Below are 25,138 nucleotides of genomic sequence, written 5' to 3' on the forward strand. Positions count from 1 at the left end.
ACTTTTCAAACATCCTCTTAAATAAGCAATACATTTACCAAAATAAGAGGGCAAAAATATCCATATATAAGTGTTTGGCTTACAAGTACAAGGTAGGTTGGATGCTCAAACCCTTTATACTGCGACAATACGCTAAAAAATCCTTATGGTAAATCTAAAAGGAATTTTTAGGATTTATTGTTTTTGCCAAACATTAGAGAACAGCGAGTTAATAGTGACAGCATCATCAACTCCCCCTCTAAATTGGCAACAGTCTTAATAACCGGAGTTTGTTTATTTAAAGCTGTATTTTTTAATTGAACTTATGAATTATCTCACCTCAGTCAACAAAATACAATAGCAATTAAGACAGTTAAGCGGACAGTTAAGCGGACAGTTAAGACATTTAAGACATTTAAGACATTTAAGACAGTTAAGAGATATCTGCTCGGTAAATTGGGATAAAAACAAAAAATAAAATGTAAATTGGTTTATACTGCGTTATAAAATATGAAACATGGCGCAAAAATTATTTGCTGAAAACTTATTAACTGCTGTCAACTCTCGACATCAAGGAGCTTGCAGCAGATTAATGAATGCCTCAGTTAGTAGAAATATTGGGCTAAATAATACCTTCACAAGTATGTTTACCGATTTGTGATAGAAAGCCTATAATTCTCCAAAAAGCCCAACAATTACATTAGGTCAATTTGCTACTTTCTTTATGGCTATAATGCTTAGTTAGTCAGTAATTGACCCTTCACACTACTTCTATATAACTAGCTTACTTATTACGTAAAGTCTTAGTTTAGTTTCAGAATATGCCAACCCAAGTTATTCAAGCTCAACCTTCAACAAATGCTTTTTTCGGTTTTCTTCAATTTTGGAAAGACGTAAAAGCCGTCGCCCAACCTTACTGGTATCCAAACGAGCCAGGAGACAGAGCATTTTCAGAGGTGATTCGCTCATGGGGAATGCTTATTCTCCTGATATTATTAATAATTGCGCTTGTTAGTGCAAATGTTTTTAATAGCTTTATTAATCGCTATTTGGCCGATATCATCATTAAAGAGAAGGAAATCTCTAAGTTTTATGATGCTTTACTACTTTATGGTTCAGCTCTGGCATTGGGAACTCTCTTAGCAGGGTTCTCTAGACTAGTAAGAAAAAAAATTGCTATAGATTGGTATCAATGGCTGAATAATAAGATTTTATCAAAATATTTAAATCGTCGAGCTTATTACAAAATCAACTTTAAATCTAGTATTGATAATCCAGATCAACGTTTATCTCAAGAGATCGAACCCATTGCAAGCAATGCTTTAAGTTTTTCAGCTACTCTCCTAGAAAAAATACTAGAGATGTCAGCTTTTTTATTAGTTCTTTGGTCAATCTCTCAGTCTGTTGCACTGATTTTAGTTAGTTATACGATTATAGGAAACTTGATTGCTGTTTACTTGACCCAAGAATTAAATAAAATTAATCGAGAAGAACTTGAAGCGAAAGCTGAATACACCTATTGTCTGACTCATTTACGCACTCATGCTGAATCGGTAGCTTTCTTTCGAGGAGAGAAGCAGGAATCAAATATTATTGCCCGCCGATTTAGTAATTTGATAAAAAACGCTAAACGCAAAATTGATTGGGAGAGGAATAATGAGATTTTTAATCGAGGTTATCAATCTGTAATTCAAATATTTCCATATATAGTATTTGGGCCTTTACAGATTAGAGGTGAAATGGAATTTGGAGAAATTATCCAAGCATCTGTATGTTGCTATTTTTTTGCTAATGCTTTGGGTGATTTAATTAATGAGTTTGGGAATTCTGGGAGATTTTCTAGCTATGTTGAACGGTTATCTGAATTTTCAAATGCTTTAGAAGAAGTAACTAAAGAACCAGAGAATGTCAGTACTATTAAAACAATAGAAGAAAACCATCTTACTTTTGAGAATGTCACCTTACAAACGCCCGACTATGAACAGGTGATTGTTGAAGATTTGTCGTTGTCGATTCAGCCAGGTGAAGGTTTATTGATTGTTGGGCCAAGTGGTCGAGGTAAAAGTTCTCTATTGAGAGCGATCGCTGGTTTGTGGAACGCTGGGACTGGGCGTCTAGTGCGACCTCCTTTAGAAGAAGTCTTGTTTTTACCCCAACGTCCTTACATAATTTTAGGAACTTTGCGCGAACAGTTACTTTATCCTAATACTAATCGTCAGATGACTGACGTAGAACTCAAAGCAGTATTACAACAAGTCAACTTGCAAAACTTACTTAGTCGAGTCGATGGCTTTGATACTGAAGTTCCTTGGGAGAATATATTATCGATAGGAGAACAACAACGTTTGGCTTTTGCACGACTGTTAGTAACTCATCCTAGCTTTACTATATTAGATGAAGCAACGAGTGCTTTGGATTTGAAAAATGAAGGAAGTTTATATCAACAGTTACAATCAACAAAAACAACATTTATCAGTGTTGGGCATCGTGAAAGCCTGTTTGATTATCATCAATGGGTTTTGGAATTGTCACAAGATTCTAGTTGGCAACTTGTGACTGTTCAGAACTATCGCAATCAAAAAGTAAGTCTTACTAAACCCCCAGCAGATGCTCAAATTAAAATAGATGATTCATCTCAATATAAAGCTCAAAATAAGTCAGAAATAAGCACAAGCGAAAAGCTTACTCATAAAGAAATGAATGAACTAACGTCCTATTCTCTTAGCACTATTAGAAGCAAAGCAAGCAAAGGAGAGTCTATAACTACTAGGGACGGCGTTACCTATGGATATGATAAAGATCCCAAAGTATTGAAATGGGCGAGAGTTTAATGGCTGCTATCCTTGATAAGTCAAAAAATCAGCTTTTCACCCAATACCTTCCAAACATCCTCCAAAGAGTTAGTCAATATCTTAATAACTAAAAAGTAAAAAGATAATCGCCATAAATAAATTGAGGAGAAATGATTAAGGATGTATTATTTCTCTCTACGAGACGCAATCATGCGAACGCGCTACTTTCCACTGGAAATAAATGTTTTTATTTCCTTCCATCAATAAATTTAGTTGCTCTCAAACCATTTTTATTTATGAGTGCCTTTTAAATTTTTACTTTTGCCTTGTTGGGTGAAACCGAAATATATCAATCAGAAAGTAAATAATGTCGCTAATTAGCAAAAGGTAACTGTATTATGACTACTACTTCTAACCAGATTAAATCGTCGATGTGGGATAACAAACAAGAGTATCCCTTCACTAAAGAATCTTTAAAAATGCTACTTGAACAGCGAATTCCTCTGATTCGCCTAAAGGAATTTGCCACACCCCAAGAGTGTGAGATGTTATATACTCAATCTCAATTGCTCAATTTTGACGCTTATCAAGATGTGAGTCCTAAAATTGAAAAAATTGGGATCACAGTGTTTGAATACAATAGTATTGGTAAAGCAGATTATTTTAAAGAAGTAGAAAGAGCTACTAAATTAAGAAACTCTATTACAGCAGCCTCCTTCGATCCATTGCAGCGCATAATGGAGAAGTTCCGAGAGTGCGGCGCGAAGGTGCGAATTGCTTCTGAACCATTTTACGGTAGTTATTATGCAGGATTGATCAGAAAAATAGAGCATGGTACCCAAATTCATATTGATTTTGCTCCTTTGGAGCAATCTGGTTGGGAAGTTTGTACGATTACTGCTCAACTTTCCTGGACTTTGTACTTAAAATTGTCTGACAACAATCAAGGGAAAACGCGTATTTACGATCGTCGTTGTCAACCAGAAGATAAGCAATATAAACTCGATTCCTACGGATATAGTGATAGAGTAATTGCGGATGCAGATACGATCGCTTTCCAACCTTATGTCGGAGATGTCTTTCTTTTCAATACAAGCAACTTTCACTATGTTGAACCCATGAATGGACAGCGTGTGGCTTTCACTTCCATGATTGGCTTACTTCCTAATGGTGAAATTATTTTTTGGTCTTGAAGCCGAGTAGGAGGCAGGGAGCAGGAAGCAGGGGGAATGGAAAAATCAATAATCCATCACCCTGGCTCATAAAACGCTAATTTCTAATCCCCCTACCCCTACTCCCTACCCCCTATCCCCTATCCACAGTGAGGTAATGATTCATGCCCAAAGCAGCTGTGATGACTGCACCTAATCAACCAGTTGAAGTTCAACAATTACCAGACCCGATTTTGGAAAAGGGTGGAATCATTATTGAAACCTTATATAGTGAAGTTTGTGGAACTGATGTACATTTACTACGTGGGCATTTAGAGGGAGTACCCTATCCAATCATCCCTGGCCACTTCAGTGTTGGTCGTGTGGTGGAAACAGGTGGTCAGGTTAGCGATGTCAATGGTAAATTAATTCAGCCTGGAGCGATCGCAACTTTTCTTGATGTTCACGAAACTTGTTACAACTGCTGGTATTGTCTAGTAGCCAAAGCTTCCACTCGCTGTCCACAACGCAAAGTTTATGGTGTCACCTACTCAGCGAAAGATGGGTTGCTGGGTGGTTGGTCTGAACTAATTTACCTCAAACCAGGGGTAAAAGTTCTCACTTTACCTGAAGAAGTCTCACCAAGACAATTCATTGCTGGGGGATGTGCTTTACCAACTGCACTACACGCCATTGAGCGAGCGCAGATTCAAATTGGTGATGTTGTCGTAGTTCAGGGTTGTGGGCCTGTGGGTTTGAGTGCAGCAATTTTAGCCTTGCTATCAGGTGCGGGCAAAGTGATTGTCATTGATAAATATGAGAGTCGATTAGTAGTTGCCAAATCTTTCGGTGTAGATGAAACCCTGGTAATTGAGGCTAACGATCCACAACAACATATTGAGCGGGTTTTGGAACTAACGCACGGACACGGTGCTGATGTCACTATTGAAGCCACAGGCATTCCCATTGCTGTCAAAGAGGGTTTGAATATGACGAGAAATGGAGGCCGCTATGTGATTGTCGGGCATTATACCAATACGGGTGAAATTCTCATCAATCCACATTTAGAAATTAATCTAAAACATATTGATATTCGGGGAACTTGGGGAATTGATTTCAGCCATTTTTACAGGATGATTGAATTATTAAAACGTCATAGTAATTCTCAAAAAAATATTGATTGGTCAAACATAATCAGTCGTTCATACACACTACAAGAAATTAATCAAGCGCTGGCAGATGTTGAGCAAGGCTCTGTATTAAAAGCTGTGATTCAACCTAATCTACCTTGATATCAATATATTAAATGACCGAGACGATTTTAGATTTTAGATTAAAATCTAGAATCTAAAAAAGTTTCGAGCAAGCGACTTCAGACGCGAGTGAAAATCAAACAATTTCATTATTCAAGCATCGTGGATTCATGCGACGTGACTCAATCAACAATCGTAAATCCAAAATCTCAAATCGAGTGACTTAGAAAATAGGGAAAAGATATGCTCGACAATTTACAAATTGCCTTTATCGGCGGTGGCACGATGGGCGAAATGATAATGGCTAGATTGTTATCGACGAAAATTGTTCAAAAAGCCGAGCTAATTATAGTTAGCGATCCAGTTTCTACGCGATGCCTTCATTTAGAAAGGGAATATGGAGTACGTACTACAACCTCCAATCTAGAAGCGGTTCTTGGCGCATCTATTATAATATTGGCAGTGAAGCCGCAGGTTTTAGCCTCTGTTATGGCTATGCTGAAGGATAAAATTTCACCTGATGTTTTAGTAATTAGTATTGTGGGTGGAGTGAGTATTCCATCTCTGTGCCAAGGGTTGAATCATCCTGCTGTTGTCCGTACAATGCCGAATATTGCAGTACAAGTGGGTCATGGGACTACGGTGTGGAGTGCATCATCAAGTGTGACAGAGATACAGCGATCGCATACCCAAGTCATTTTACAAGCGTTGGGCAAGGAATTTGCTACCCAAAATGAACATTACCTTGATATGGCTACGGCGTTGAGTAGCGCGGGAACTGGATTTATATTTCTGTACATTGAGGGCATGATTGATGCTGGGGTTCAAATGGGTTTAACTCGCGCACAAGCCCAAGAACTAACATTGCACACAATTTCTGGCAGTGTAGAACTGATGTTTCAGACTGATGAACATCCAGCAGTCTTACGAAATAAGGTAACTAGTCCTGGAGGAGTGACTGCTGCTGGTCTTTACGAGTTAGAAAAAGGTGGTATGCGAACTCTCATCTCTAATGCAGTACTTGCTGCTTTGAGCCGCACTCAACAATTAGGTAATATCAGTTGAAAAACTATACTCGACTGCAAAGATAGTTCTGAGTTGCAAGTATAGACTCGTATTCTAACTAAGTAATGAAGCTCGTATTCTAACTAAGTAATGAAGAAGTACCTCTACCTGAAACTGAAACAGATAAAATTATTTTTGAAGTTTCTGGTAAGCAGTATTTAAAATACATTGTATGGAAACGAAAGAGTCAAATAGAGAGATTGATTTATGTCTACAGTACTTGCTTATCTTAAAGATACGTATAAATTCACTAAATAATGCTCACATTGAGTATGTTGCCGATGATGAACGGGGTTCTTATTGTGTACTTGATAGCACTATGTTTTATCCGCAGGGTGGTGGTCAACCCTCAGATATAGGCACTATTGAAGCAAAATGAGCGTGTAGGCTTCCCCCAAGGGGAGACGGAGACGCACTCGCGTTCAGACCTACACTGATTGCAAGACACCTGTGGCAGAGATTTTGGGTGTGAGACCTCAACCCTTACGGACTTCGGTTTCTTCTGTGGGCAGGAATCAGAATTCCATAAAAGCCTTCAGCCTCCTGCCTCCTGACTTGAGAGAGTCATTTACTATTTGTCCTCCTTGTCCCTATTTCATACAAGGCTGTGAAACTTGTTTCATCGGGACTGCTCTCTGCCTTTCTTGTTAAATCGTTCAGCTTTTTTCTAACTCGATTTAATAAGTTGACGTTAAGTAACAACTAGCCATCAAAATTATTCCTCAACAATTTTGACTGTTTTCGGAATCTCAACTTCTTGGGCATCAATAACGACTTCTGAGCTAAGTTCATTTTTCAGTTTGAGTTTTAGCTCTTCTGTAATCGGTAGACCTTTAATTTCTTGAAGGAGAAATTGAACAGATTCGGTTTTGCTACGTTCTTTATAAATAGCCTTAACAATTGCTTCAAGTCCAGATCCAGCTACAGCATCCCCCACAACTGTTATTAGACCAAGGAGAGCTATACCTCCAAGAATGCCAAATGGCCCTCCTAATGCTGTCAGGGTAGCTGCTACTGTGGCAGAGCTACCTCCTGATGTAACTGTTAGAATCACGAGAATTACACCAGGAAGACCCAGACCAGCAAGTTTTTTAACGATTTCGTCCATTTTAATCAACCTCAAATACTTATCTATTAGTTAAACATTAATAAGCGCAGTAATATCTATTTAGCCTAACTAAAAGCTACAATTCATATTTATTTTTTTGTAATTATCTGACAAACAGATAATCTCAGTTTTATCAATAAAATGCAATAGTAGTTAAAACAGTTAAGCAGACAGTTAAGACAGTTAAAGATAAAAATATTTAAAACAGTTAATGAATGATAATTACTAACTGTACTTTTTGTGTAAATAGCTACAAGATCGCTTAGATAGCGATCCAATGCTCAAATATTGGGGACTTCCAGAGAATAAATTACCCAATTTATTCAGATGATATTTTTCTTTCCCCCTGTTCCTCTACCTACACAACGATTGATTATTTTTTAAATGCATCTGAGCTTATTTGGGCAAAGGTGTTAGCCCAGACAGATAAGCGATGCCTGCGGCGGTAAACTACGCAATTATCCTATAATTGTTAGTTAACCTAATTATTCGTAGAGCATATTAAAATTCCTCCTTATGAAAATTTGGAATGGACAAGTAGGCGATCGCATAAGTAAAACCCTTTACCACCATTTACCCGCCTTTCGTTGGCGTAATTTTCGCCTGTTTTTTGGGGGACAGTTACTATCAATGTCTGGGACATTTATGACCCAGCAGTTGACTATTCCTTGGCTGGTATACGATTTGACTAAATCGGCTTGGTTATTGGGAGTTGCAGGGTTTGTACAATTTTTACCGACATTATTACTGATTCCCTTTTCGGGCGTACTATCCGATCGCTGGAGCCGTCGGGATTTGTTAATGGTGGTGCAGATATTGGGAATCAGCGTTTCCCTGGCTTTAACGATTCTGACCTTTCAGAATTGGATTACATTTCCCATCCTACTGGTACTGAGTGTTCTCAATGGTTTGCTCAAGGGATTAGATATGCCCGTGCGCCATACAATTGTCACCGAAACCGTAGGCGATCGCGCCGATTGGAGTAATGCGATCGCCTTGAATTCAGTGATGTTAAGTTCCTCGCTGGTATTGGGGCCAGCTATGGGCGGGATTTTGATTGCGACGCTAGGGGTGAAATATTGTTTTCTCTACGATACTCTCAGCTATATCCCTGCCATCTTTACCCTGCTAGCGATGCGGCTGAAAGTCAGACCCATGCTGACCCTGACGAACCTTAGCGATACTTTACAGAAATTGCGTGAGGGCTTTGAATATGTCTCCAAATTCCAGCCCATTAAAGCAATTTTATTAATACTGGCGTTACAAGGTTTAGTCGGAATGTCTCATATCGCGCTCATGCCCATTTTCGCCGCTAAGATTTTAAATGGGGATGCAACTACAATGGCTCACCTGAGTACCTCAGCGCCGATTGGATCGCTGTTTGCTTGTTTGTATCTGAGTATCAGGAGAGGGATTGCGGGTTTAGAGCGTTTGATTGTAGTTTCTCAAGTCTTGATTGGGATGAGTCTGATCTCCTTTTCACTATCGCGTCAAGTTTGGCTGTCGATCGTCATACTGGTGTTTACAGGTTGCTTTACTATCCTCATGATTACTAGTAGTAATATGATTATCCAAACCCTAGTTGCCGAAGATAAGCGCGGACGGGTGATGAGTTTTTATGCTTTAGCAATGGTGGGTATGATGCCCTTTGGGAACCTGTTGGCTGGAACTTTGGCGCATAACTTTGGTGCGACTAATGCCTTGATTGTCTGTGGCAGTTTAAGTATGTTAGGTGCGCTATGGTTCTCTACACAACTGCCAGCAGTGAGCCGTTGGATCGATCGGTGAAGAAGGCAGAAGGCAGTCCTGATGAAACAAGTTTCACAGCCTTGAATGAAAGAATAACTGGGGACTGGGGACAAGTATTTTTACTCATTACTCATTACTCAGCACTCCTAAACACTCTCACTGCCTGAGTTGGTATCCATACAGTAAAAATTGAGCCAATACTAACAGTTGATTCTACTTCAATTCGACCCCGATGGAGTTGTACAAGTTGTTTCGTTAAAGCTAGTCCAACTCCGGTGCCTTCGTAGCGGCGGCGATAGGGTGTATCGAGTTGCTGAAATTTCTCAAACAGTAATGGTAATTGTTCTTCAGGAATACCAATTCCGGTATCTTCCACTTGAAAAATAGCAGTGTCATCTTCCACCCAAAGACGTAAGGTAACGCTGCCATTTTCAGGGGTGAATTTAATCGCATTAGTTAACAAATTCCAGAGAATTTGTTCTACTCTTTCTGCATCGCCGATAAAGCGATCGCGACTGGGATCGATTTGCAAATCTAATATGAGATTAATTTGTTCGCTTGTTGCTTTTTTTCGCAGTGACTCTACAGCATTTTGAGCAACATTCACCAAAGAAAATTCCGAAATATTTAAAGCTGTCTTCCCAGCCTCGATTTGCGATAAATCGAGGATGTCATTAATCATTTCTAATAAATGTTCTCCACTATCGTGGATTGTTTGCAGATAACCCCGTTGTCGTTGACTCAATTCACCCAAAGGCCAACGTAGTAACGTCGAAGACATCCCAATCACATAAGTTAAAGGCGTGAGCAGTTCATGACTGATAGTAGCGAGAAACTCACTTCTGAGACGGTTAGCGGCTTCAGCAGCAAGGAGAGCATCACGGAGAGCTATTGTCCGCTCAATCACTCGTTGTTCGAGATTTTGTTTTTCTTGGGTAAGGGTTTGCATTAACTCAGCTTGGTGAATGGCGATCGCTAATTGTTCGGCGATCGCAATCAGCAAGTTTTTTTCGCCATCATTCCACTGATGGGGGCGATCGCACTGATGAGCAATCAACAATCCCCACAGTTTGTCTTCAAAGATAATCGGTGCAGCGAACTTAGCCTTAACTTGGCATTCCCTTAAAAAATTCAACAAACACTCTTCCAAAGCATAAGTTTTTTCGACATCATCCACAGCTAAGGTAAAGCCTTGGCAATACTTCTCCCAACATTGAGAGGTTCGAATAAAACAATTTTCTTCTGTGTAATTCAATACCGACCTAATCGCATCTGTAGCGCGGGCTTCATAGACAATATAACCTCCATATTGTTGGTAGTCTTCTAAGAGGGTTTTATTATTAACTGATACAAAAGGCGAGTGTTCACCGTTGTTTTCATGTATAGCAAAATAGATTTCGCAAGGTTCCGTAACTGATAGTTCCATACCTGTTGCCAGTGCCGTTTCATTTAAGGGAATAGTGTCAGACTGGTATGGTTGAGTACTAACTTGGGAACCTGCAAATTTATAAATTACTAATCTGTCTAATTCCAGAAACTCACGCACCTGTGTAATCGCTGTTGCCATAATGACAGGCAAATCCAGGCTTTTGCGGATCTGTGTTGTTACCTGATTCAACAACCGCTCTTGGGAAATCTGTTTTTTTAAAGCATCTTCCACTGGCTGACAGATATAAACTGCCGGATCAATCGGGCTTGGAGGTGTTATTATTTCTTGGTTTGGCTGAGTTAGGAGATATTCTAATAGCAACAGCGTAAATTGACTTTGGAGTGTGGCATCATTGGGTCTAATAATTTGCTGATAGCGTTCAAGATTTTGGTGAGTATCAGAATCGCACTTAAATAAATCTCTCAATTCGCAGACAAAAGAAGCGATCGCCTCTAAATTAAACGTCAACTGAGTATTGAGTGAGTGCTGAGTGCTGTTAGCGGTAGCGGGGCGTTTAGCCCGTGGGGAGTGAATTTCCTGCCCCTCTGCCCCTCTGCTCTCCTCCTCCTCCTCAAAGGTTCCTACCAAGAGCGCACTAAATTGCTCAGAAACCACTAGCGTAAACCTTTGCCTTTGCCACTTTACAGGTATGTAAATCCGCACCAACACAACTTCTGTCAGTATCAGAGCGGTACTTCCCACCGTTTGAGCCATCTGTTCTAACAACACCCCAAGCTGATTAAATACAACAATAGGCAAGGTTCGAGAAAAGCTCAAATCAGGAGAACTAAGCATTTGCAGTCATTTTGGTAAGAAGGGGCTGAATGCAGGGAAAAAAGTTTCTTTTGATTATGTACTAACCAACAATTTAAAACGGTAACACAGGATTATGCATCGTATAAGTAGCACATCGGGTGGATGGAATCAGTCAGAAGGTTTAATTTTTTTAGAACAAACTCCAGCACCTTTCGTGTTGATTACGGCTGCTGATACCGACATTCAAACCTTGGCAGCTGCGGTTCCCAAATTACCTATAAGCTTTCCGGCCTTAAGAGTCGCCAACCTGTTGCAGTTGCAGCAACAATTAAGTATAGATACTTATGGAGAGCAGGTTTTAGAACATGCCCAAGTAGTTATTTTACGCTTGTTAGGAGGACGCTCTTATTGGGGTTATGGCTTAGAAGTAGTGCAAGAAATTGTGCAACGTAATGGTAGAACCCTCATTGTAATGCCAGGGGATGACGCTTTTGATCCCGATTTAATTTCCCAGTCTACCGTGCCCTTGGCTATTGTTAACCAAATATGGCAGTATTTTAGCGAAGGCGGTGTGGAAAATTTCGTTAATGCTCTGCAATTTATCTCCGATAGTTGTTTATCAACTGCATACAATCCTGCGCCACCTCAGGCGATTCCGCGTGTGGGATTGTATGAGTGGGGATTGGGGACTGGGGATTTGGGAAGGGGAGAGTTACAAATAGATTCATCCACCTCGGAACTGGATTCATCCACCTCGGAACTCCGTTCATCCATCTCAGAACTGGATTCATCCACTTCAGAACTGGATTCATCCACCTCAGAACTCCGTTCACCCACCTCAGAACTCCGTTCATCCACCTCAGAACTCCGTTCATCCACCTCGGAACTGGATTCATCCACCTCGGAACTGGATTCATCCACCTCAGAATCTCAAATCTCTCAATCCCCAGTCCCCAGTCCCCAATCCCCAGCCCCCAATCCCCAATCCCCAATTCCCAAAATCGGCATCCTTTTCTACCGCGCTCATTATTTAGCGGGAAATACTAAAGTAATTGATGCTTTATGCGAAGCTTTGGTACAGAAAAATTTACAACCAGTGCCAGTATTTGTTTCTTCATTGCGTGAACCTGATGTGCAAGTTGAATTGAGTGAATTTTTTCAACCCAAAGAAGCCGAATCAATCGCTGTGCTGCTAAATACTACCAGTTTTTCTCTAGCACGCTTGGAAAGTGAAACACCCCAAACCGAACTTTGGCAAAAATTAGATGTACCTGTATTGCAGGTAATTCTCAGTGGCGGATCAATTGAGCAGTGGGAGTCACAGTTTCAAGGGCTTTCTCCCCGCGATATTGGGATGAATGTGGCGCTACCAGAAGTAGATGGGCGGATTATTACTCGTGCTGTGTCTTTTAAAGCATTGCAAACTCGTAATCCCCATTTAGAGACAGATGTGGTAATTTATGAACCAGTGAGCGATCGCATTGAGTTCGTTGCTAAACTAGCAGCAAATTGGGCGCGTCTCCGTTCCAAGCCGCCCCAAGAGCGGCGAATTGCCCTGATTCTGGCAAACTACCCCAACCGCAATGGCCGCCTCGCCAATGGTGTAGGACTCGACACCCCAGCGAGTTGTGTAGAAATCCTGCAAGCTTTACATCAAGCTGGGTATGAAGTAGAAAATCCACCTGCTCAAGGAGACGAGTTGATTCAACGGCTGACATCTGGCGTAACCAACGATCCAGAAAGTAGAGAATCGCTTCCAGTACACCAAAGTGTTTCTTGGGAAGAATACCAAGAATATTTCGCTTCATTACCGCCAGCAGTACAGCAAGGTATTAGTGAACGTTGGGAAATGGGGCAAGGTGCGGGAGGCAAAGGTGAAAACTCTTCTCCCCTGCTCCCTGCTTCCTGCCCCTCTGCCTCTATCCCCGTTCCCGGAATTCAACTCGGCAACATCTTTGTGGGAATTCAGCCAGCAAGGGGTTATGATAATGACCCCAGTTTGAATTATCATGCGCCGGATTTAGAACCAACCCATGATTATTTAGCTTTCTACTATTGGGTTAGAGAAACCTTTGGTGCTGATGCTGTAGTTCATGTAGGAAAACACGGAAATCTAGAATGGCTACCGGGTAAAAGTGTGGCTTTATCGAGTAATTGTTATCCAGAAGTAGCCTTCGGCGCACTTCCCCACCTGTACCCGTTCATTGTCAACGATCCTGGTGAAGGTTCCCAAGCCAAACGTCGCGCTCAAGCGGTGATTATAGATCACCTCACGCCGCCGATGACTCGCGCGGAACTCTACGGTTCTTTGCAACAGTTAGAAAATTTAATTGATGAGTATTATGAAGCCGACAGTTTAGATCCTTCGCGTTTGCCAGTGATTCGCGATCGCATCCACGAACTGGTAATCAAAGAAAATCTCCATCTAGATTTGGGAATCCAAAATGAAACAGAAATTTTTAATTCGGAATCTTTAATTTTGAATTCTATCGGTGGCTATCTGTGTGAATTGAAAGAAGCCCAAATCCGTGATGGCTTGCATATTTTTGGGCAATGTCCCCAAGGAAGGCAACTGCGAGATTTAATAGTAGCGATCGCTCGCATCCCCAATCGCCATTCTCCAGGCATTACCCGTGCGATCGCTCAAGACTGGGGACTAGATTTCGATCCCCTCACAGCCGATTTGTCAATGACTAGCGGTGAATACTCAATAGTCAATGGTACACAATGCCGCACCCTCGGCGATATCGTCGAAGTCCTAGAAGAAAATGCCGCCCTTTTAGTAGAACAACTAATAAATCAGGACTCAGAATTCAGAATTCAGAATTCTGAACTCCTAACTCCTCACTCCCCACTCAGCACTACCCTTAACTGGATACGCGATCGCCTCCTCCCAGCCTTACAAAAAACCCCCGAAGAGATCACCCATTTATTACACGGACTCGATGGCGGTTACGTCCCCAGCGCCCCATCTGGCGCACCCACACGCGGCCGCCCAGAAGTTCTACCAACAGGGAGAAACTTTTATTCTGTAGATATTCGTGCCATTCCCACAGAGACAGCTTGGGATATCGGCAGAAAAGCCGCCGAAACTCTCGTAGAATATTACACTCAAGAACATGGTGAGTATCCCAAAACACTAGGCTTATCATTGTGGGGAACAGCCACCATGAGAACAGGCGGTGATGATATAGCCGAAGCCTTGGCTTTACTCGGAGTTCAACCTGTATGGGATGGTGCAGCGCGGCGAGTAGTAGATTTTGAAATTTTGCCCCTAGCGATTTTAGGGCGTCCCCGTGTAGATGTCACCTTGCGAATTTCGGGATTCTTCCGTGATGCTTTTCCCAACTTAATTGACTTATTCGATCAAGCAGTATCAGCAGTAGCAGACTTAGATGAACCGCCAGAACAAAATCCTCTAGCGGATGCAGTTCGCCAAGAGACTGATTTGTGGACAAGCCAAGGATTAACTTTAGAAGCAGCCGTGGTGCGATCGCGCTATCGCATCTTTGGTTCTCGCCCAGGTGCTTACGGCGCCGGACTCCAAGGTTTAATCGAATCGCAAAACTGGACAGATGACGAAGATTTAGCCCGCGCCTACATTAACTGGAGTTCTTACGCCTATTCTTCAGGAAACTTGGCAGGTGAGCAGGTGAGCAGGGGAGCAGAGGAGCAGGGGAGCAGAGGAGCAGGGGAGCAGAGGAGCAAAGGGGGAGAAATTCTTCCTAATTCCCAATCCCCAATGCCCACTCCTAACTCCTCACTCCTAACTCCTAACTCCCCACTCCCCTCCCCCGAAGCCTTCAAACAACGCTTGTCCCAAATGCAAGTTGTCCTGCACAATCAAGACAACCGGGAACATGACCTACTCGATTCTGATGATTATTACCAATTTCAGGGTGGCTTAACAGCAGCAGTGCGTTCTCTACAGGGAAAAAATCCTCAAACTTATTTTGGAGATAATTCTATACCCGCCCAACCACGCGTTCGCCAACTGAAAGAAGAAATTGCACGGGTGTATCGTTCTCGCGTAGTTAATCCCAAATGGATTGCAGGAGTTATGCGTCACGGATACAAGGGAGCCTTTGAAATGGCAGCGACAGTAGATTATCTCTTCGCCTACGATGCTACAGCTAAATGTGTCGAAGATTACATGTATCAAGGGATAGTAGACGTTTATTTACTTGATCCAGTTGTTGTAGAATTTATCCAGGAAAAGAACCCTTATGCTCTGCGTGATATTGCTGAAAAATTATTAGAAGCACATCAGCGCAATTTGTGGGAGGATGTAAATATAGGAACATTAGAAGCTTTGAGGAACCTAGTACATCAAGCTGAAGCAGTTATCGAAGAAAAATCAATGGTGTAGGAAACAAATATGGAAAATCTTGCGTATTTGCACCTAGCTTTCGCCTACGAAGACAGCACACCCAGTGAATTGGTATCCCTCAGTTCTTTGTTTAACAAAGCAGCTGCGCCAGACTGGAAAAGGCTTTCTGGTAGGGCTTGGAAGTATATGTTGCCCCTTGCTCTGTCTTTATCTATTCTTGGTGCTGTGAGCAGCGTCATGGCACTAGAAAAAGGCGATCAAGGCCCTTCTGTCAGAAATCTACAACAAAAGTTAAAAACAGCAGGTTTTTACCAAGCTTCTGTTAGCCAAGTATATGACGTATCCACACAAGAAGCTGTACGGCGCTTCCAAAAGGCCGCTGGTTTACCAGTGGATGGCATTGTTGGAGCAAGCACCCTGCAAAAATTAGAAAGTTGGCAAGCCAAAAAGTCCACAGTTGTGGCAACTACACAAACTAAAAAAACTACTGCTGTAAGTGAACAGGCTAAAAAGCCTAGTACTACTAGTTCAGTTAGTTCAGCCGCCAGCAAACGCCGCAATCCCAACTACCTTGCTAAGGGGGATGAAGGTGAAGATGTGAGAGCTTTGCAAGAACGGTTAAGAGTTGCCGGCTTTTATTACGGAAACGCCACAGGAATATTTGGTCCAATTACCGAAGAATCTGTTAAACGATTCCAAGATTCTTACAAATTAAGCGTTGATGGCATTGCAGGCCCAGCAACATTACGTAAACTGCCAGGAGTTGGCATTGGTGATGGAGAAGAGGCTCCTAAAAAGGTAGTCAATCGAGACAAGCTTCGTGTAGGCGATCGCGGTGAGCCTGTTAGAATCCTTCAAGAGCAATTGATCCAGGCAGGATATTTAGAGGGAGAGCCAAATGGCTACTATGGCCCCTTTACTGCTGATGCTGTAAAGAGATTTCAAGCAGCTAATTTCTTAACAGCAAGTGGTGTTGCTGGCCCAACCACGCGAGCTAAGTTATATAGCTCAGTTAATACCACTAGCAAAAGCGAATTTAATACCCTAGAAATCCAAACTCGACTGCGGGAGCGGGGTTTTTATAAAGGCAAGCTGAATGGTGTAATGGCAGATGACACCAAAAAAGCGATTAAACAAGCCCAAGAATTCTATGGCATCAGTCTCAAGGATCTTAAGAGCGGACGCTTTTAACATCCGCTTTGGTGTCGTTAGTATCAGTTCCCAACTGGTTGCTTGCCTCCAGTAACAGCAAATTACGAACTGCTCAGAATTCCAATTCTTTGGTAAATTTGAGTAGTTTCGTCTTATTTATCCACCCAAGTGCTAAAGCGGCATCAGTGCCCGTTGGCACTTGGGACATACTGCATGAATAGTCATTTGACAGTCTAAGAGGTGAAAACCTTCTTTTTGAGCGGTTTTTGACCCAATTTTTAAAATTGAATCATTTTTAAACTCAATAGTTGAGTTGCATCTAACACAAATTAAGTGATGGTGATGATGAGGATAGGGCTGGTTGATCTCATAATGCTTATGTCCCTCGCCCAATTCTAGTTCCCGTAAAATTCCCATCCTGGCCATCAACTTCAAAGTCCGATAAATAGTTGACAGACTGATCCCTTCACCATCAGTTTCTAATCGATGATAAAGATCCTCCGCACTCAGATGTTCTCCTTGCGGAAGTTCTTGAAAAATATGTAAAATTGTTTCACGCTGGGGAGTTAAACGCCAGCCTCGTTCGTTCAGTTCTGCCTTGAGTGAAGTAGTTGTGTAGACAGTCATACTAATATTTCTCAACAAAGCTCTTTAGTTGAGAATATAACAAATCTTGGGAGCAATTTGCAACAATCATTGCCTATTGAGAATTTGTACTAAATATTTAAGAACAATTCATCAAATCTTGATCAAAATTCAAGTAATAAGCTGTAGTGCATTTAATTTGCATACAGTTAATAGTTAGGATACTTGTAACCATTGCATCCCTTGACGTTGAATTTTGCCTAAGTTAAATTTGAATTGTCTAGTTACTCCCGACCTTCAAAATATGTGAGCAAAGATTTGGGGAAAACTCTTGTACAATTTAATGCTAATTATTTGCTGTAAGCCTATAAAAGGCTTTTAGACTGGGGATCAAATCAGCCTTTTGTCCCTAGTCATTTGTCAAGTGTAATTTTCTAATGACAAATGACTAATGACAAATGACTAACTTAGAGATTCCAAATAATCGCGGATCAGGTTGCGGCGCTTGGGTTGACGTAGCTTTTGCAAAGCCTTGGATTCAATTTGGCGGACTCGTTCGCGCGATAAGTCAAGAGCGCGGCCAATTTCTGCTAAAGAATAAGGATGACCATCAGCCAAACCAAAGCGCATCAAAATTACATCGCGTTCCCGGCTAGTTAAATCTGACAGAAGATGATGCAAATCTCTTTGTAAAGATTCTCGCATCAACATCTCTTCTGGGGTTACACTGTCAGTCTCGAGTAATTCGCCTAACTCAGTGTCTTTATCTTTTCCTACCTTGGTTTCCAAAGAAACGGAGCGAGGAACCCGCAACAAAACTTCTCGGACTTGGGTCGGTGTCATCTCTAACTCAGTTGCTAAATCCTCTAAAGTCGGAGTGCGACCTTTTTCTTGAGCAATTTTGCGTTGAGCCTTTTTGATTTTGTTTAACTTTTCGGTAATGTGAACCGGAAGGCGGATGGTGCGACTAGAAGTAGCGATCGCTCGTGTAATACCCTGACGAATCCACCAGTAAGCATAAGTACTGAAGCGATAACCCTTCGTTGGGTCAAATTTTTCTACAGCCCGCTCCAAACCTAATGTACCTTCTTGGACTAAATCCAACAATTCCAAACCACGATTTTGATACTTCTTAGCAACAGACACAACTAAGCGAAGATTCGCCTTAATCATGTGTTCTTTTGCTTGGAGTCCTTGGGACTGAACTTGCTCCAACTCTTCTACAGTCAACTTGGCGATTTCAGCCCAGCGACGTTTGCCATTTGCCAAAGTTGGCCTAAGATCGGATAAAACTATATCAGCAGTAGCAGCCCATCTTTCCAAAGACGGCCGATGTCCCAGTTCGGAAGTAAGACGTTCTTGAACTTCAACTAACCGAAGATAAGGCGTAATCACTTCATCCCCTTCCTTGGCAGCCTTAGCAAGTACTATCCGCATCCGCAAGTAACGTTGGACTTTTTGAGCTTCTGAAACCTCTTCATCACGCCCCAACAAGCGAACCCGACCAATTTCTTGAAGATATAGACGTACTAGGTCTGTACTCCGACGGTTAGTGCTAGCAGCAAAGTTAGCATTGTCAACAGAAGCCAGTTCTAGCTCCTGTAGGTCATCTACCGATAACTCACTGTCATCAACCGTGAGATCCGAGTCCAAAGCCTGGCGGGACTTTTTGGTGTTGTAGGGGGCGTCTGCATAAAAAGATGTTGCTGGCATAAAGATCGTCTCAATGGCTCCAGGTAACAATAGATTTCGGTCAGCTTAGATTACGGTCAGCTATTCAACTGTTGCTATTGTTCCCGTGATTAACGATGAACTAACATAGTTGAAGGTTCCATTACAATTTTTTTAGAAATTAACTGTAATGGTTTTATTGGATACAGTATTACTGAACTTAATCGGCTACTAAATTTTTGATTCAACCAATAGCTATTTCAATCCACAGCTAGGCTTTCAATATTTCAACTACTTAGTTAATATTTCAACTTCGATGGCTTTTGATTGTAACTTTTGTAACACAGTATAAACATCCTTCAGTGAATGTCATCTTTATAATTGGCATAGTCACATTTACATGCCCACAAAAGTAATATCCTGACGATTTACCAATTTTTTCTCAGGATTATTCAGGTATAAGTAGAACTAATAGATATTGAGGAAGTGATTAGTATTAACGGCAAAAATTCTTTCGACACGGAGATAGAAGACGTGGGGAAGTTATCAAATACTCTCTCAGTGCCGTACTAACCTGTCAGTTTCAACAAGAATCGGCGGAAATCTCATCTCAACTGTATTTAATACTGTGTAGGTTAAGAAGATTTGTAGCGACTGTCTTAAAAGTCAAGCGATCCTCAACAAAAAACTAGGGCTAGAAGAATTGACGCAACTGGGGAACGCTAGGCTAGATTCGGTGGTGGCAGCTAAGGGCACAAAGATTTATCGTTAACTTTTTGAAGAATTCAGGAGCGGAGCCGGAGACGCTCCGCCTCCGGTCAGAATCAAGACGCGACTAAAAAATACTCGCTACCGCTGCGCTATCCACCAGTCAGGCAGAATACCCAACTGAATTCTGACTCCTGACTCCTGAATTCTGTTTGATAAATCAACTCTTAATAGTCATTGTCAGCCACACAAATACCTTTACATTTAATACCGTTCGTAGCGGTGCGCTGACAATGAGAACATAGAACTTTTTCGTTTTCTGTTTCTTGATTTATCTTTATACCAGTGCTTGCCGTGAGAAGGTTTTTTTCGGCATGGAGCTTTATAGTCATAACAATAGAATAATTTTTTGCAGTTTACATCTTAATAAGTGATTTACAAGCGATTGTACAGTATACACCTCATACTACTATTTGTTTCTAGTTGGGCAGTCTACCTCCGTCGTCTAACCGATCAAAAAATCGTAGTGTCCCTTGACGCATATATACTACATGTACTACAGACAGGTATTAATACAAAAACTTTCATCAAAGGCAAAATTAAAAGTTTTGATAAAAAAGAAAAACATCTTCTACCTAGAAGCTAATTTAGAGCGATTTTCGGCGGCGTTGTTATTGGATGTCGATCCTGTGAAGTTGTTGCGGGGACGCGGTGTGAGGCTAGAACAATAAGCGATCGATCATGGAAGCAATTATTTTTGTAGGCATTCAGGGAGCAGGTAAAACTACCTTTTATCGCGATCGCTTCTTTAATACTCACATCCGCATTAACCTTGATATGCTCAAAACCCGTCATCGGGAGCAAATTTTTCTTCAAGCTTGTTTAGAAGCTAAACAGCGGTTCGTTGTAGACAATACTAACCCGACTGTGGAAGAAAGAAAACGCTATATTACTCCAGCGAAAGCGAAAGGTTTCCGGGTTGTGGGTTACTACTTTCAATCTCAACTCGAAGACTGCAAGCAACGAAATAGCCAGAGACATCCTGAAGAAATCGTGCCTTTGGTTGGGCTGTTAGCAACGTATAAAAAGCTGAATTTACCGAGTTGGATCGAAGATTTTGATGCACTTTATTCGGTGAAAAATGACTTAAATAATTCATTCGTTGTTGAGGAATTGAACCGTGAAATTTGATGAACTTGATAGCAAAATGCGGGTGTTTGAGACAGCACACGATCATTGTGTGCTACCTGGACTTTACATAGTTGCAAGATTAGATGGACGCAGCTTTACTCGCCTGACAAAAGAAGTACATCAATTTGAGGCTCCCTACGATATTCGTTTTCGAGATTTGATGCTTACAACTGTCGAACATTTGTTCAACTGCGGGTTAGATATCACTTATGGTTATACCCAAAGTGATGAAATTTCTCTACTGTTTGCTCAACAAGAAAACACTTTTAACCGAAAAACAAGAAAACTAAATTCGGTTTTAGCAGGTGAAGCCAGTGCCAAATTTTCTTTACTATTAGGTGCTATTGGCTGCTTTGACTGTCGCATTTCGCAGCTTCCTAATATAGAAGAAGTAGTAAATTATTTTCGTTGGCGCAGTCAAGATGCCCACAGAAATGCTCTCAATGCTCATTGTTATTGGTGTCTGCGTCGAGATGGCAAAAGTGCAACTGAAGCAACCAGCATGATGAAAGGGTTATCTGTTGCCGATAAAAACGAACTATTATTCCAGCATGGGATTAATTTTAATCATCTGCCCAATTGGCAAAAACGAGGTGTGGGACTGTATTGGGAAGAATACGAAAAGCAGGGATTCAACCCCATCATCTGTGAAACTATCCCAACGCTACGGCGACGCATCAGACAAGATTTGGACTTGCCAATGAAGGATGACTACAGCAAGTTTATTGCCAAACTTTTGAATAATCCAGGCGATTTCTAAGATACTGTTGGTGAATGAATGGAGGCATACCTTTGCAAAAGTGAAATATTTTTTACTACACTATTTCTGACAGTCTCAGAACCTCACCCGAATGGGTGAGAAACAATTCAACCAATCGGGTGAACCAAACGCAGGGAGTTAACGTTTATAAGAAAAGAGACACTGTTACTAGAAAAAATTAATTCAATCGCACCTACCTAATTAAGTTAAGTAAGGATAAACCTATGAAACTTGCAACTTTGATCAATTCTGGAATTCTGATTGCTTCAGTTGCTCTGATATCTGGAATTGCTAACGCTCAACCAGCCACAAGTAACAACTACGGTAATGCTAGTGCTACCAGTGATGCAAAGAAGGAGCCAATAAAAGCTGCAATCAATTCTAATACCTTACTCAGTAATTCCACGACTGATCGTTATCTCCAACCCTTCAATCTTGTTTCTCTTGCTTACCAAGGTGGTTTAGAGCAGCAGGGCATTCCCAGTGCAGGAACTCTCATCTTTGAACGCCAGAACCGAAAGATTCTTGCGGAAGATTTAGTTAAGGCTGCTGTCAGTGCTAACAAATTACCACCGCAATTTTTGAACGATCAAAATTACCTGAGTGCTGTCAGGTCACAGTTAACCTCCTTATCTAGAGATTCCTCTAACTAAGTACATGTCACTGTAAAAGGTGTTCGGAAATATCGAGGGTTGATGTTGGGTTTTACTACGTACCCCTACGGGGAAGCAAGCTACCAGCCAACCCTTTGCGTATCAGGTAAAATAACCCCATTCCCGATAAAGGGATGGGGTTTTGATTGATATATATCCGTCGGTGTAGTCCGTCGCAGGCATCGAACATTTTAATCAGATATTTCCAATGGAGGTTAGCGGACTCGAACCGCTGACATCCTGCTTGCAAAGCAGGCGCTCTACCAACTGAGCTAAACCCCCATAAAATTAAAAAAAATAGTAGATAACTTTTATTGTCGTTGCTATTGTAACTTAATATTGTGCAATTACCAAAGGGATGAAGCCAGAAAAGCTCCAAGTTGTCGCAACACTGTATAAATTTGTCAAACTGCCAGATTTTGCCGAGAAACGAGAGCCTCTACTATCTTACTGCCAAGAGCAAGGTGTCAAGGGGACGATTTTGCTGGCACTAGAGGGGATTAACGGTACAATTGCTGGTTCGCGCCAGGCCATTGACTCTGTTCTTTGGTTTCTGCGTTCTGACCCTCGTCTAGCAGATATAGAATCCAAAGAGTCCTATACTGAAACCCCACCCTTTGAGCGGATGAAGGTGCGGTTAAAGCAAGAAATTGTGACTTTGGGGTTGCCGGAAATTGATCCAAGTGAGCAAGTTGGGATTTATGTCAATCCCCAAGAATGGAATGATTTAATTTCCGACCCAGAAGTAACTGTGATTGACACCCGCAATGATTATGAGGTGAATATCGGTACTTTCCAAGGGGCGGAAAATCCCCAAACTGAATCATTCCGAGAATTTCCCGATTATGTGCTAAATAATCTCGACCCAACTAAACACAAAAAGGTTGCTCTGTTTTGTACAGGGGGCATTCGCTGTGAAAAAGCCTCATCTTTCATGCTTGCCCAAGGTTTTGCAGAAGTCTATCATCTCAAAGGTGGCATTCTGAAGTATTTGGAGGAAGTTCCAGCACAAGAAAGTTTATGGGAAGGGGAATGCTTTGTTTTTGATGAGCGGATAGCTGTGAGTCATGGGTTAGAGGAAGGGAGTTGTGAGCGGTGTTTCTGTTGTGGGCGTCCGATTTCTGAGGAAGATAAAGCGTCTCCCAAATATGAGCAAGGTCTATCTTGTCCCTATTGTTTTGATAGCCTCACCGAAGAGAAAAGAGCGCGTCAGCAGGAAAAATGGCGGCACTACCAAACCCAAATTGGTAACAAAAATCAGGATTTGAGTTGAAGAATCATTCATAATTCAGAAGTTTCCGTCAAGGATAATTCGGAATTTAAAGGCAAAATTACTGTAAATATAGTACCGACTTCAACTTGGCTGGTGACACTGATTTGACCTCTATGGGCATCAACACACCTTTTAACAATTACTAATCCTAATCCAGTACCCTTAATGGATTTGACATTTGAGGCTCGGTAGAATGATTCAAACAGTCGAGGTTGGTCTGCTTCAGGAATGCCCATACCTTGATCTTGAATATGGAAAATTGCTACTTTCTCAATCGGATCGCATATTAAATCAAACTGAATCTTGCCACCTCTCGGAGAATATTTAACTGCGTTTGAGAGAATGTTTGTAAACAGGTAATGTAAGAGTACTTCATCCATGACAGCGGACGTATTCTCACTATGACAGGTAAAAATAATTTCATAAACGTTGCTTTCAATAATTGAAAAATCTTCGATTAAGTTTAGACAGAATTGCTCTAAGTTAAGGGGAGTAGGGTTGTATATGAGTTTTTCTGCTTCAGCTCGACCCATAAACAACACTTCTTCCATGAGCTTTTCCATAGATTGTACAGCACCTTGAATTCGCTTTAAATAAACGTCTCTTTTTGCATTGGTCAAATTTGCTCCTTGCATTTCTATGAGTTCTACTGCCGTTTGAACAACAGTCAGAGGATTACGAAACTCATGAGATACGGTGGAGATAAATAAGGACTTGAGACGGTTAAGTTCTTGCTCCTTCTCCAATGCTTGCTCTAGCAATTTTGTTTGCCGTCGTTCGCTAAGATCCCAGAAAACAACTACTACGCCATTGATCTGGTCAGGTCGTCCTTTTAGTGGTGAAGCACTATCACCAATTGGAACTCTTTTGCCGTTTTTCGTAATTAGAGATGTGAATTCCCCTAAATAAGCAACTTGTTGCTCGCGCAGCACTTTTGTCACAGGGCTTTCTAATGTCGTCTCTGTAACTTCATCGACAATATGAAAAATTTTCGCTGCCTCATTTCCTAAAGCATCTTTTTGCTGCCAGCCAGTCAGTGCCTCAGCCGCAGGATTCATAAATGTTACTCTTCCCTGTTCATTTGCGGCAATTACAGCATCACTCATTGAGTTTAAAAGGGTTGCTAACTGATCTCGATTCTCCCGTAGTTCGCGTTCTAACTGGTGTTTTAAAAGACCGATTTCGATCGCTATTCTTAAATCTTTTGTAGTAAATGGTTTAACAATATATCCGAAAGGTTGGGTAATTTTTGCTCTTTCTAAAGTATGCTCATCGCCATAAGCGGTTAAATAAATTACAGGTACATCTAACTGCTCGCGAATCTGAATAGCAGTAGCAATCCCATCCATCTCACCTTTAAGAATAATATCCATTAATACTAGTTCTGGTTGAGTTTCCAATGCTTTAGCAATGGCAACTTTTCCAGATGAGGCGGTACCTGTAACAATGTATCCTAGTTGACTCAGTTGGCTGGCAATAGTTCTAGCCACAATCACTTCATCTTCAACGACTAAAATCCTAGCTTGACCCATT

18 protein-coding genes and 1 tRNA gene are annotated in these 25,138 nt (G+C 41.4%); 13 read left to right on the plus strand and 6 right to left on the minus strand.

Annotation, left to right across the window (positions count from 1 at the left end):
• Positions 1-496 precede the first annotated feature (496 nt).
• From FD723_RS16510 to proC, 5 genes are all read left to right on the plus strand, one after another.
• Positions 497-640 (plus strand): hypothetical protein, encoded by a 144-nt coding sequence (locus FD723_RS16510; RefSeq protein ID WP_179066288.1) that lies wholly within the window; start codon positions 497-499, stop codon positions 638-640.
• A 160-nt stretch (positions 641-800) separates the two neighbouring features.
• Positions 801-2,810, plus strand: a complete 2,010-nt coding sequence (locus FD723_RS16515; RefSeq protein WP_179066289.1) for an ABC transporter ATP-binding protein/permease — start codon at positions 801-803, stop codon at positions 2,808-2,810.
• A 359-nt stretch (positions 2,811-3,169) separates the two neighbouring features.
• Complete coding sequence (locus FD723_RS16520; protein ID WP_179066290.1) at positions 3,170-3,964, plus strand: hypothetical protein; 795 nt, start codon at positions 3,170-3,172, stop codon at positions 3,962-3,964.
• Between the two features lie 143 nt (positions 3,965-4,107).
• The gene (locus FD723_RS16525) at positions 4,108-5,214 is read left to right on the plus strand and encodes a zinc-binding dehydrogenase (protein WP_179066291.1); all 1,107 of its coding nucleotides are present in this window, start codon (positions 4,108-4,110) and stop codon (positions 5,212-5,214) included.
• Between the two features lie 204 nt (positions 5,215-5,418).
• On the plus strand, positions 5,419-6,240 hold the full coding sequence (proC, locus tag FD723_RS16530) for a pyrroline-5-carboxylate reductase (RefSeq protein WP_179066292.1): 822 nt from the start codon (positions 5,419-5,421) through the stop codon (positions 6,238-6,240).
• Positions 6,241-6,955: 715 nt separating this feature from the next.
• Here the strand turns inward: proC and FD723_RS16535 are convergent.
• Positions 6,956-7,348 (minus strand): hypothetical protein, encoded by a 393-nt coding sequence (locus FD723_RS16535; RefSeq protein WP_179066293.1) that lies wholly within the window; start codon positions 7,346-7,348, stop codon positions 6,956-6,958.
• Between the two features lie 516 nt (positions 7,349-7,864).
• Between FD723_RS16535 and FD723_RS16540 the strand changes: the two genes are divergently transcribed.
• Positions 7,865-9,136, plus strand: a complete 1,272-nt coding sequence (locus FD723_RS16540) for an MFS transporter (protein ID WP_179066294.1) — start codon at positions 7,865-7,867, stop codon at positions 9,134-9,136.
• Between the two features lie 94 nt (positions 9,137-9,230).
• On the opposite strand, the gene FD723_RS16545 is transcribed toward FD723_RS16540, so the two are convergent.
• Complete coding sequence (locus tag FD723_RS16545) at positions 9,231-11,321, minus strand: GAF domain-containing sensor histidine kinase (RefSeq protein ID WP_179066295.1); 2,091 nt, start codon at positions 11,319-11,321, stop codon at positions 9,231-9,233.
• A gap of 94 nt (positions 11,322-11,415) precedes the next feature.
• Between FD723_RS16545 and cobN the strand changes: the two genes are divergently transcribed.
• Positions 11,416-15,651 (plus strand): cobaltochelatase subunit CobN, encoded by a 4,236-nt coding sequence (cobN, locus tag FD723_RS16550; protein ID WP_179066296.1) that lies wholly within the window; start codon positions 11,416-11,418, stop codon positions 15,649-15,651.
• 9 nt (positions 15,652-15,660) lie between these two features.
• Positions 15,661-16,803 carry a peptidoglycan-binding protein gene (locus FD723_RS16555; protein ID WP_179066297.1) on the plus strand — a complete coding sequence of 381 codons (1,143 nt, stop codon included), beginning with the start codon at positions 15,661-15,663 and terminating at the stop codon, positions 16,801-16,803.
• A gap of 132 nt (positions 16,804-16,935) precedes the next feature.
• Here FD723_RS16555 and FD723_RS16560 read toward each other — a convergent pair whose 3' ends face one another.
• Both FD723_RS16560 and sigC read right to left on the minus strand, forming a co-directional pair.
• Complete coding sequence (locus FD723_RS16560) at positions 16,936-17,391, minus strand: Fur family transcriptional regulator (RefSeq protein ID WP_012407750.1); 456 nt, start codon at positions 17,389-17,391, stop codon at positions 16,936-16,938.
• 420 nt (positions 17,392-17,811) lie between these two features.
• Positions 17,812-19,062, minus strand: coding sequence for an RNA polymerase sigma factor SigC (sigC, locus tag FD723_RS16565; RefSeq protein WP_179066298.1), 1,251 nt, complete (start codon positions 19,060-19,062; stop codon positions 17,812-17,814).
• A gap of 1,274 nt (positions 19,063-20,336) precedes the next feature.
• Here sigC and FD723_RS42850 point away from each other — a divergent pair.
• The 4 genes from FD723_RS42850 (at position 20,337) to FD723_RS16585 (ending at position 22,332) form a co-directional block, all read left to right on the plus strand.
• Positions 20,337-20,459, plus strand: a complete 123-nt coding sequence (locus FD723_RS42850) for a hypothetical protein (protein WP_256874839.1) — start codon at positions 20,337-20,339, stop codon at positions 20,457-20,459.
• 10 nt (positions 20,460-20,469) lie between these two features.
• Entirely contained in the window at positions 20,470-20,919 is a 450-nt protein-coding gene (locus FD723_RS16575) for an ATP-binding protein (protein WP_179066300.1), read from the plus strand.
• Complete coding sequence (locus FD723_RS16580; protein ID WP_179066301.1) at positions 20,909-21,679, plus strand: tRNA(His) guanylyltransferase Thg1 family protein; 771 nt, start codon at positions 20,909-20,911, stop codon at positions 21,677-21,679. Before FD723_RS16575 ends, FD723_RS16580 begins: the two co-directional genes overlap by 11 nt.
• Before the next feature lie 224 nt (positions 21,680-21,903).
• Positions 21,904-22,332, plus strand: coding sequence for a hypothetical protein (locus FD723_RS16585; RefSeq protein ID WP_179066302.1), 429 nt, complete (start codon positions 21,904-21,906; stop codon positions 22,330-22,332).
• A gap of 209 nt (positions 22,333-22,541) precedes the next feature.
• Here FD723_RS16585 and FD723_RS16590 read toward each other — a convergent pair.
• Positions 22,542-22,614: transfer RNA gene (locus tag FD723_RS16590), tRNA-Ala, on the minus strand.
• A gap of 76 nt (positions 22,615-22,690) precedes the next feature.
• Here FD723_RS16590 and FD723_RS16595 point away from each other — a divergent pair.
• A complete protein-coding gene (locus FD723_RS16595) occupies positions 22,691-23,605 on the plus strand; it encodes a rhodanese-related sulfurtransferase (RefSeq protein ID WP_179066303.1) in 915 nt (304 codons plus the stop codon).
• A gap of 8 nt (positions 23,606-23,613) precedes the next feature.
• Here FD723_RS16595 and FD723_RS16600 read toward each other — a convergent pair whose 3' ends face one another.
• On the minus strand, positions 23,614-25,137 hold the full coding sequence (locus FD723_RS16600) for an ATP-binding protein (RefSeq protein WP_179066304.1): 1,524 nt from the start codon (positions 25,135-25,137) through the stop codon (positions 23,614-23,616).
• Between the last annotated feature and the right edge of the window lies 1 nt (position 25,138).

The sequence above is a fragment of the Nostoc sp. C052 genome, assembly GCF_013393905.1.
GTDB lineage: Bacteria > Cyanobacteriota > Cyanobacteriia > Cyanobacteriales > Nostocaceae > Nostoc.

Bases quoted from the DNA above. Each gene is read 5' to 3' on its own strand.
- FD723_RS16510 (WP_179066288.1), top strand. From the start codon at position 497: ATGGCGCAAAAATTATTTGCTGAAAACTTATTAACTGCTGTCAACTCT.
- FD723_RS16515 (WP_179066289.1), top strand. From the start codon at position 801: ATGCCAACCCAAGTTATTCAAGCTCAACCTTCAACAAATGCTTTTTTC.
- FD723_RS16520 (WP_179066290.1), top strand. From the start codon at position 3,170: ATGACTACTACTTCTAACCAGATTAAATCGTCGATGTGGGATAACAAA.
- FD723_RS16525 (WP_179066291.1), top strand. From the start codon at position 4,108: ATGCCCAAAGCAGCTGTGATGACTGCACCTAATCAACCAGTTGAAGTT.
- proC (WP_179066292.1), top strand. From the start codon at position 5,419: ATGCTCGACAATTTACAAATTGCCTTTATCGGCGGTGGCACGATGGGC.
- FD723_RS16535 (WP_179066293.1), bottom strand. From the start codon at position 7,348: ATGGACGAAATCGTTAAAAAACTTGCTGGTCTGGGTCTTCCTGGTGTA.
- FD723_RS16540 (WP_179066294.1), top strand. From the start codon at position 7,865: ATGAAAATTTGGAATGGACAAGTAGGCGATCGCATAAGTAAAACCCTT.
- FD723_RS16545 (WP_179066295.1), bottom strand. From the start codon at position 11,321: ATGCTTAGTTCTCCTGATTTGAGCTTTTCTCGAACCTTGCCTATTGTT.
- cobN (WP_179066296.1), top strand. From the start codon at position 11,416: ATGCATCGTATAAGTAGCACATCGGGTGGATGGAATCAGTCAGAAGGT.
- FD723_RS16555 (WP_179066297.1), top strand. From the start codon at position 15,661: ATGGAAAATCTTGCGTATTTGCACCTAGCTTTCGCCTACGAAGACAGC.
- FD723_RS16560 (WP_012407750.1), bottom strand. From the start codon at position 17,391: ATGACTGTCTACACAACTACTTCACTCAAGGCAGAACTGAACGAACGA.
- sigC (WP_179066298.1), bottom strand. From the start codon at position 19,062: ATGCCAGCAACATCTTTTTATGCAGACGCCCCCTACAACACCAAAAAG.
- FD723_RS16575 (WP_179066300.1), top strand. From the start codon at position 20,470: ATGGAAGCAATTATTTTTGTAGGCATTCAGGGAGCAGGTAAAACTACC.
- FD723_RS16585 (WP_179066302.1), top strand. From the start codon at position 21,904: ATGAAACTTGCAACTTTGATCAATTCTGGAATTCTGATTGCTTCAGTT.
- FD723_RS16595 (WP_179066303.1), top strand. From the start codon at position 22,691: ATGAAGCCAGAAAAGCTCCAAGTTGTCGCAACACTGTATAAATTTGTC.
- FD723_RS16600 (WP_179066304.1), bottom strand. From the start codon at position 25,137: ATGGGTCAAGCTAGGATTTTAGTCGTTGAAGATGAAGTGATTGTGGCT.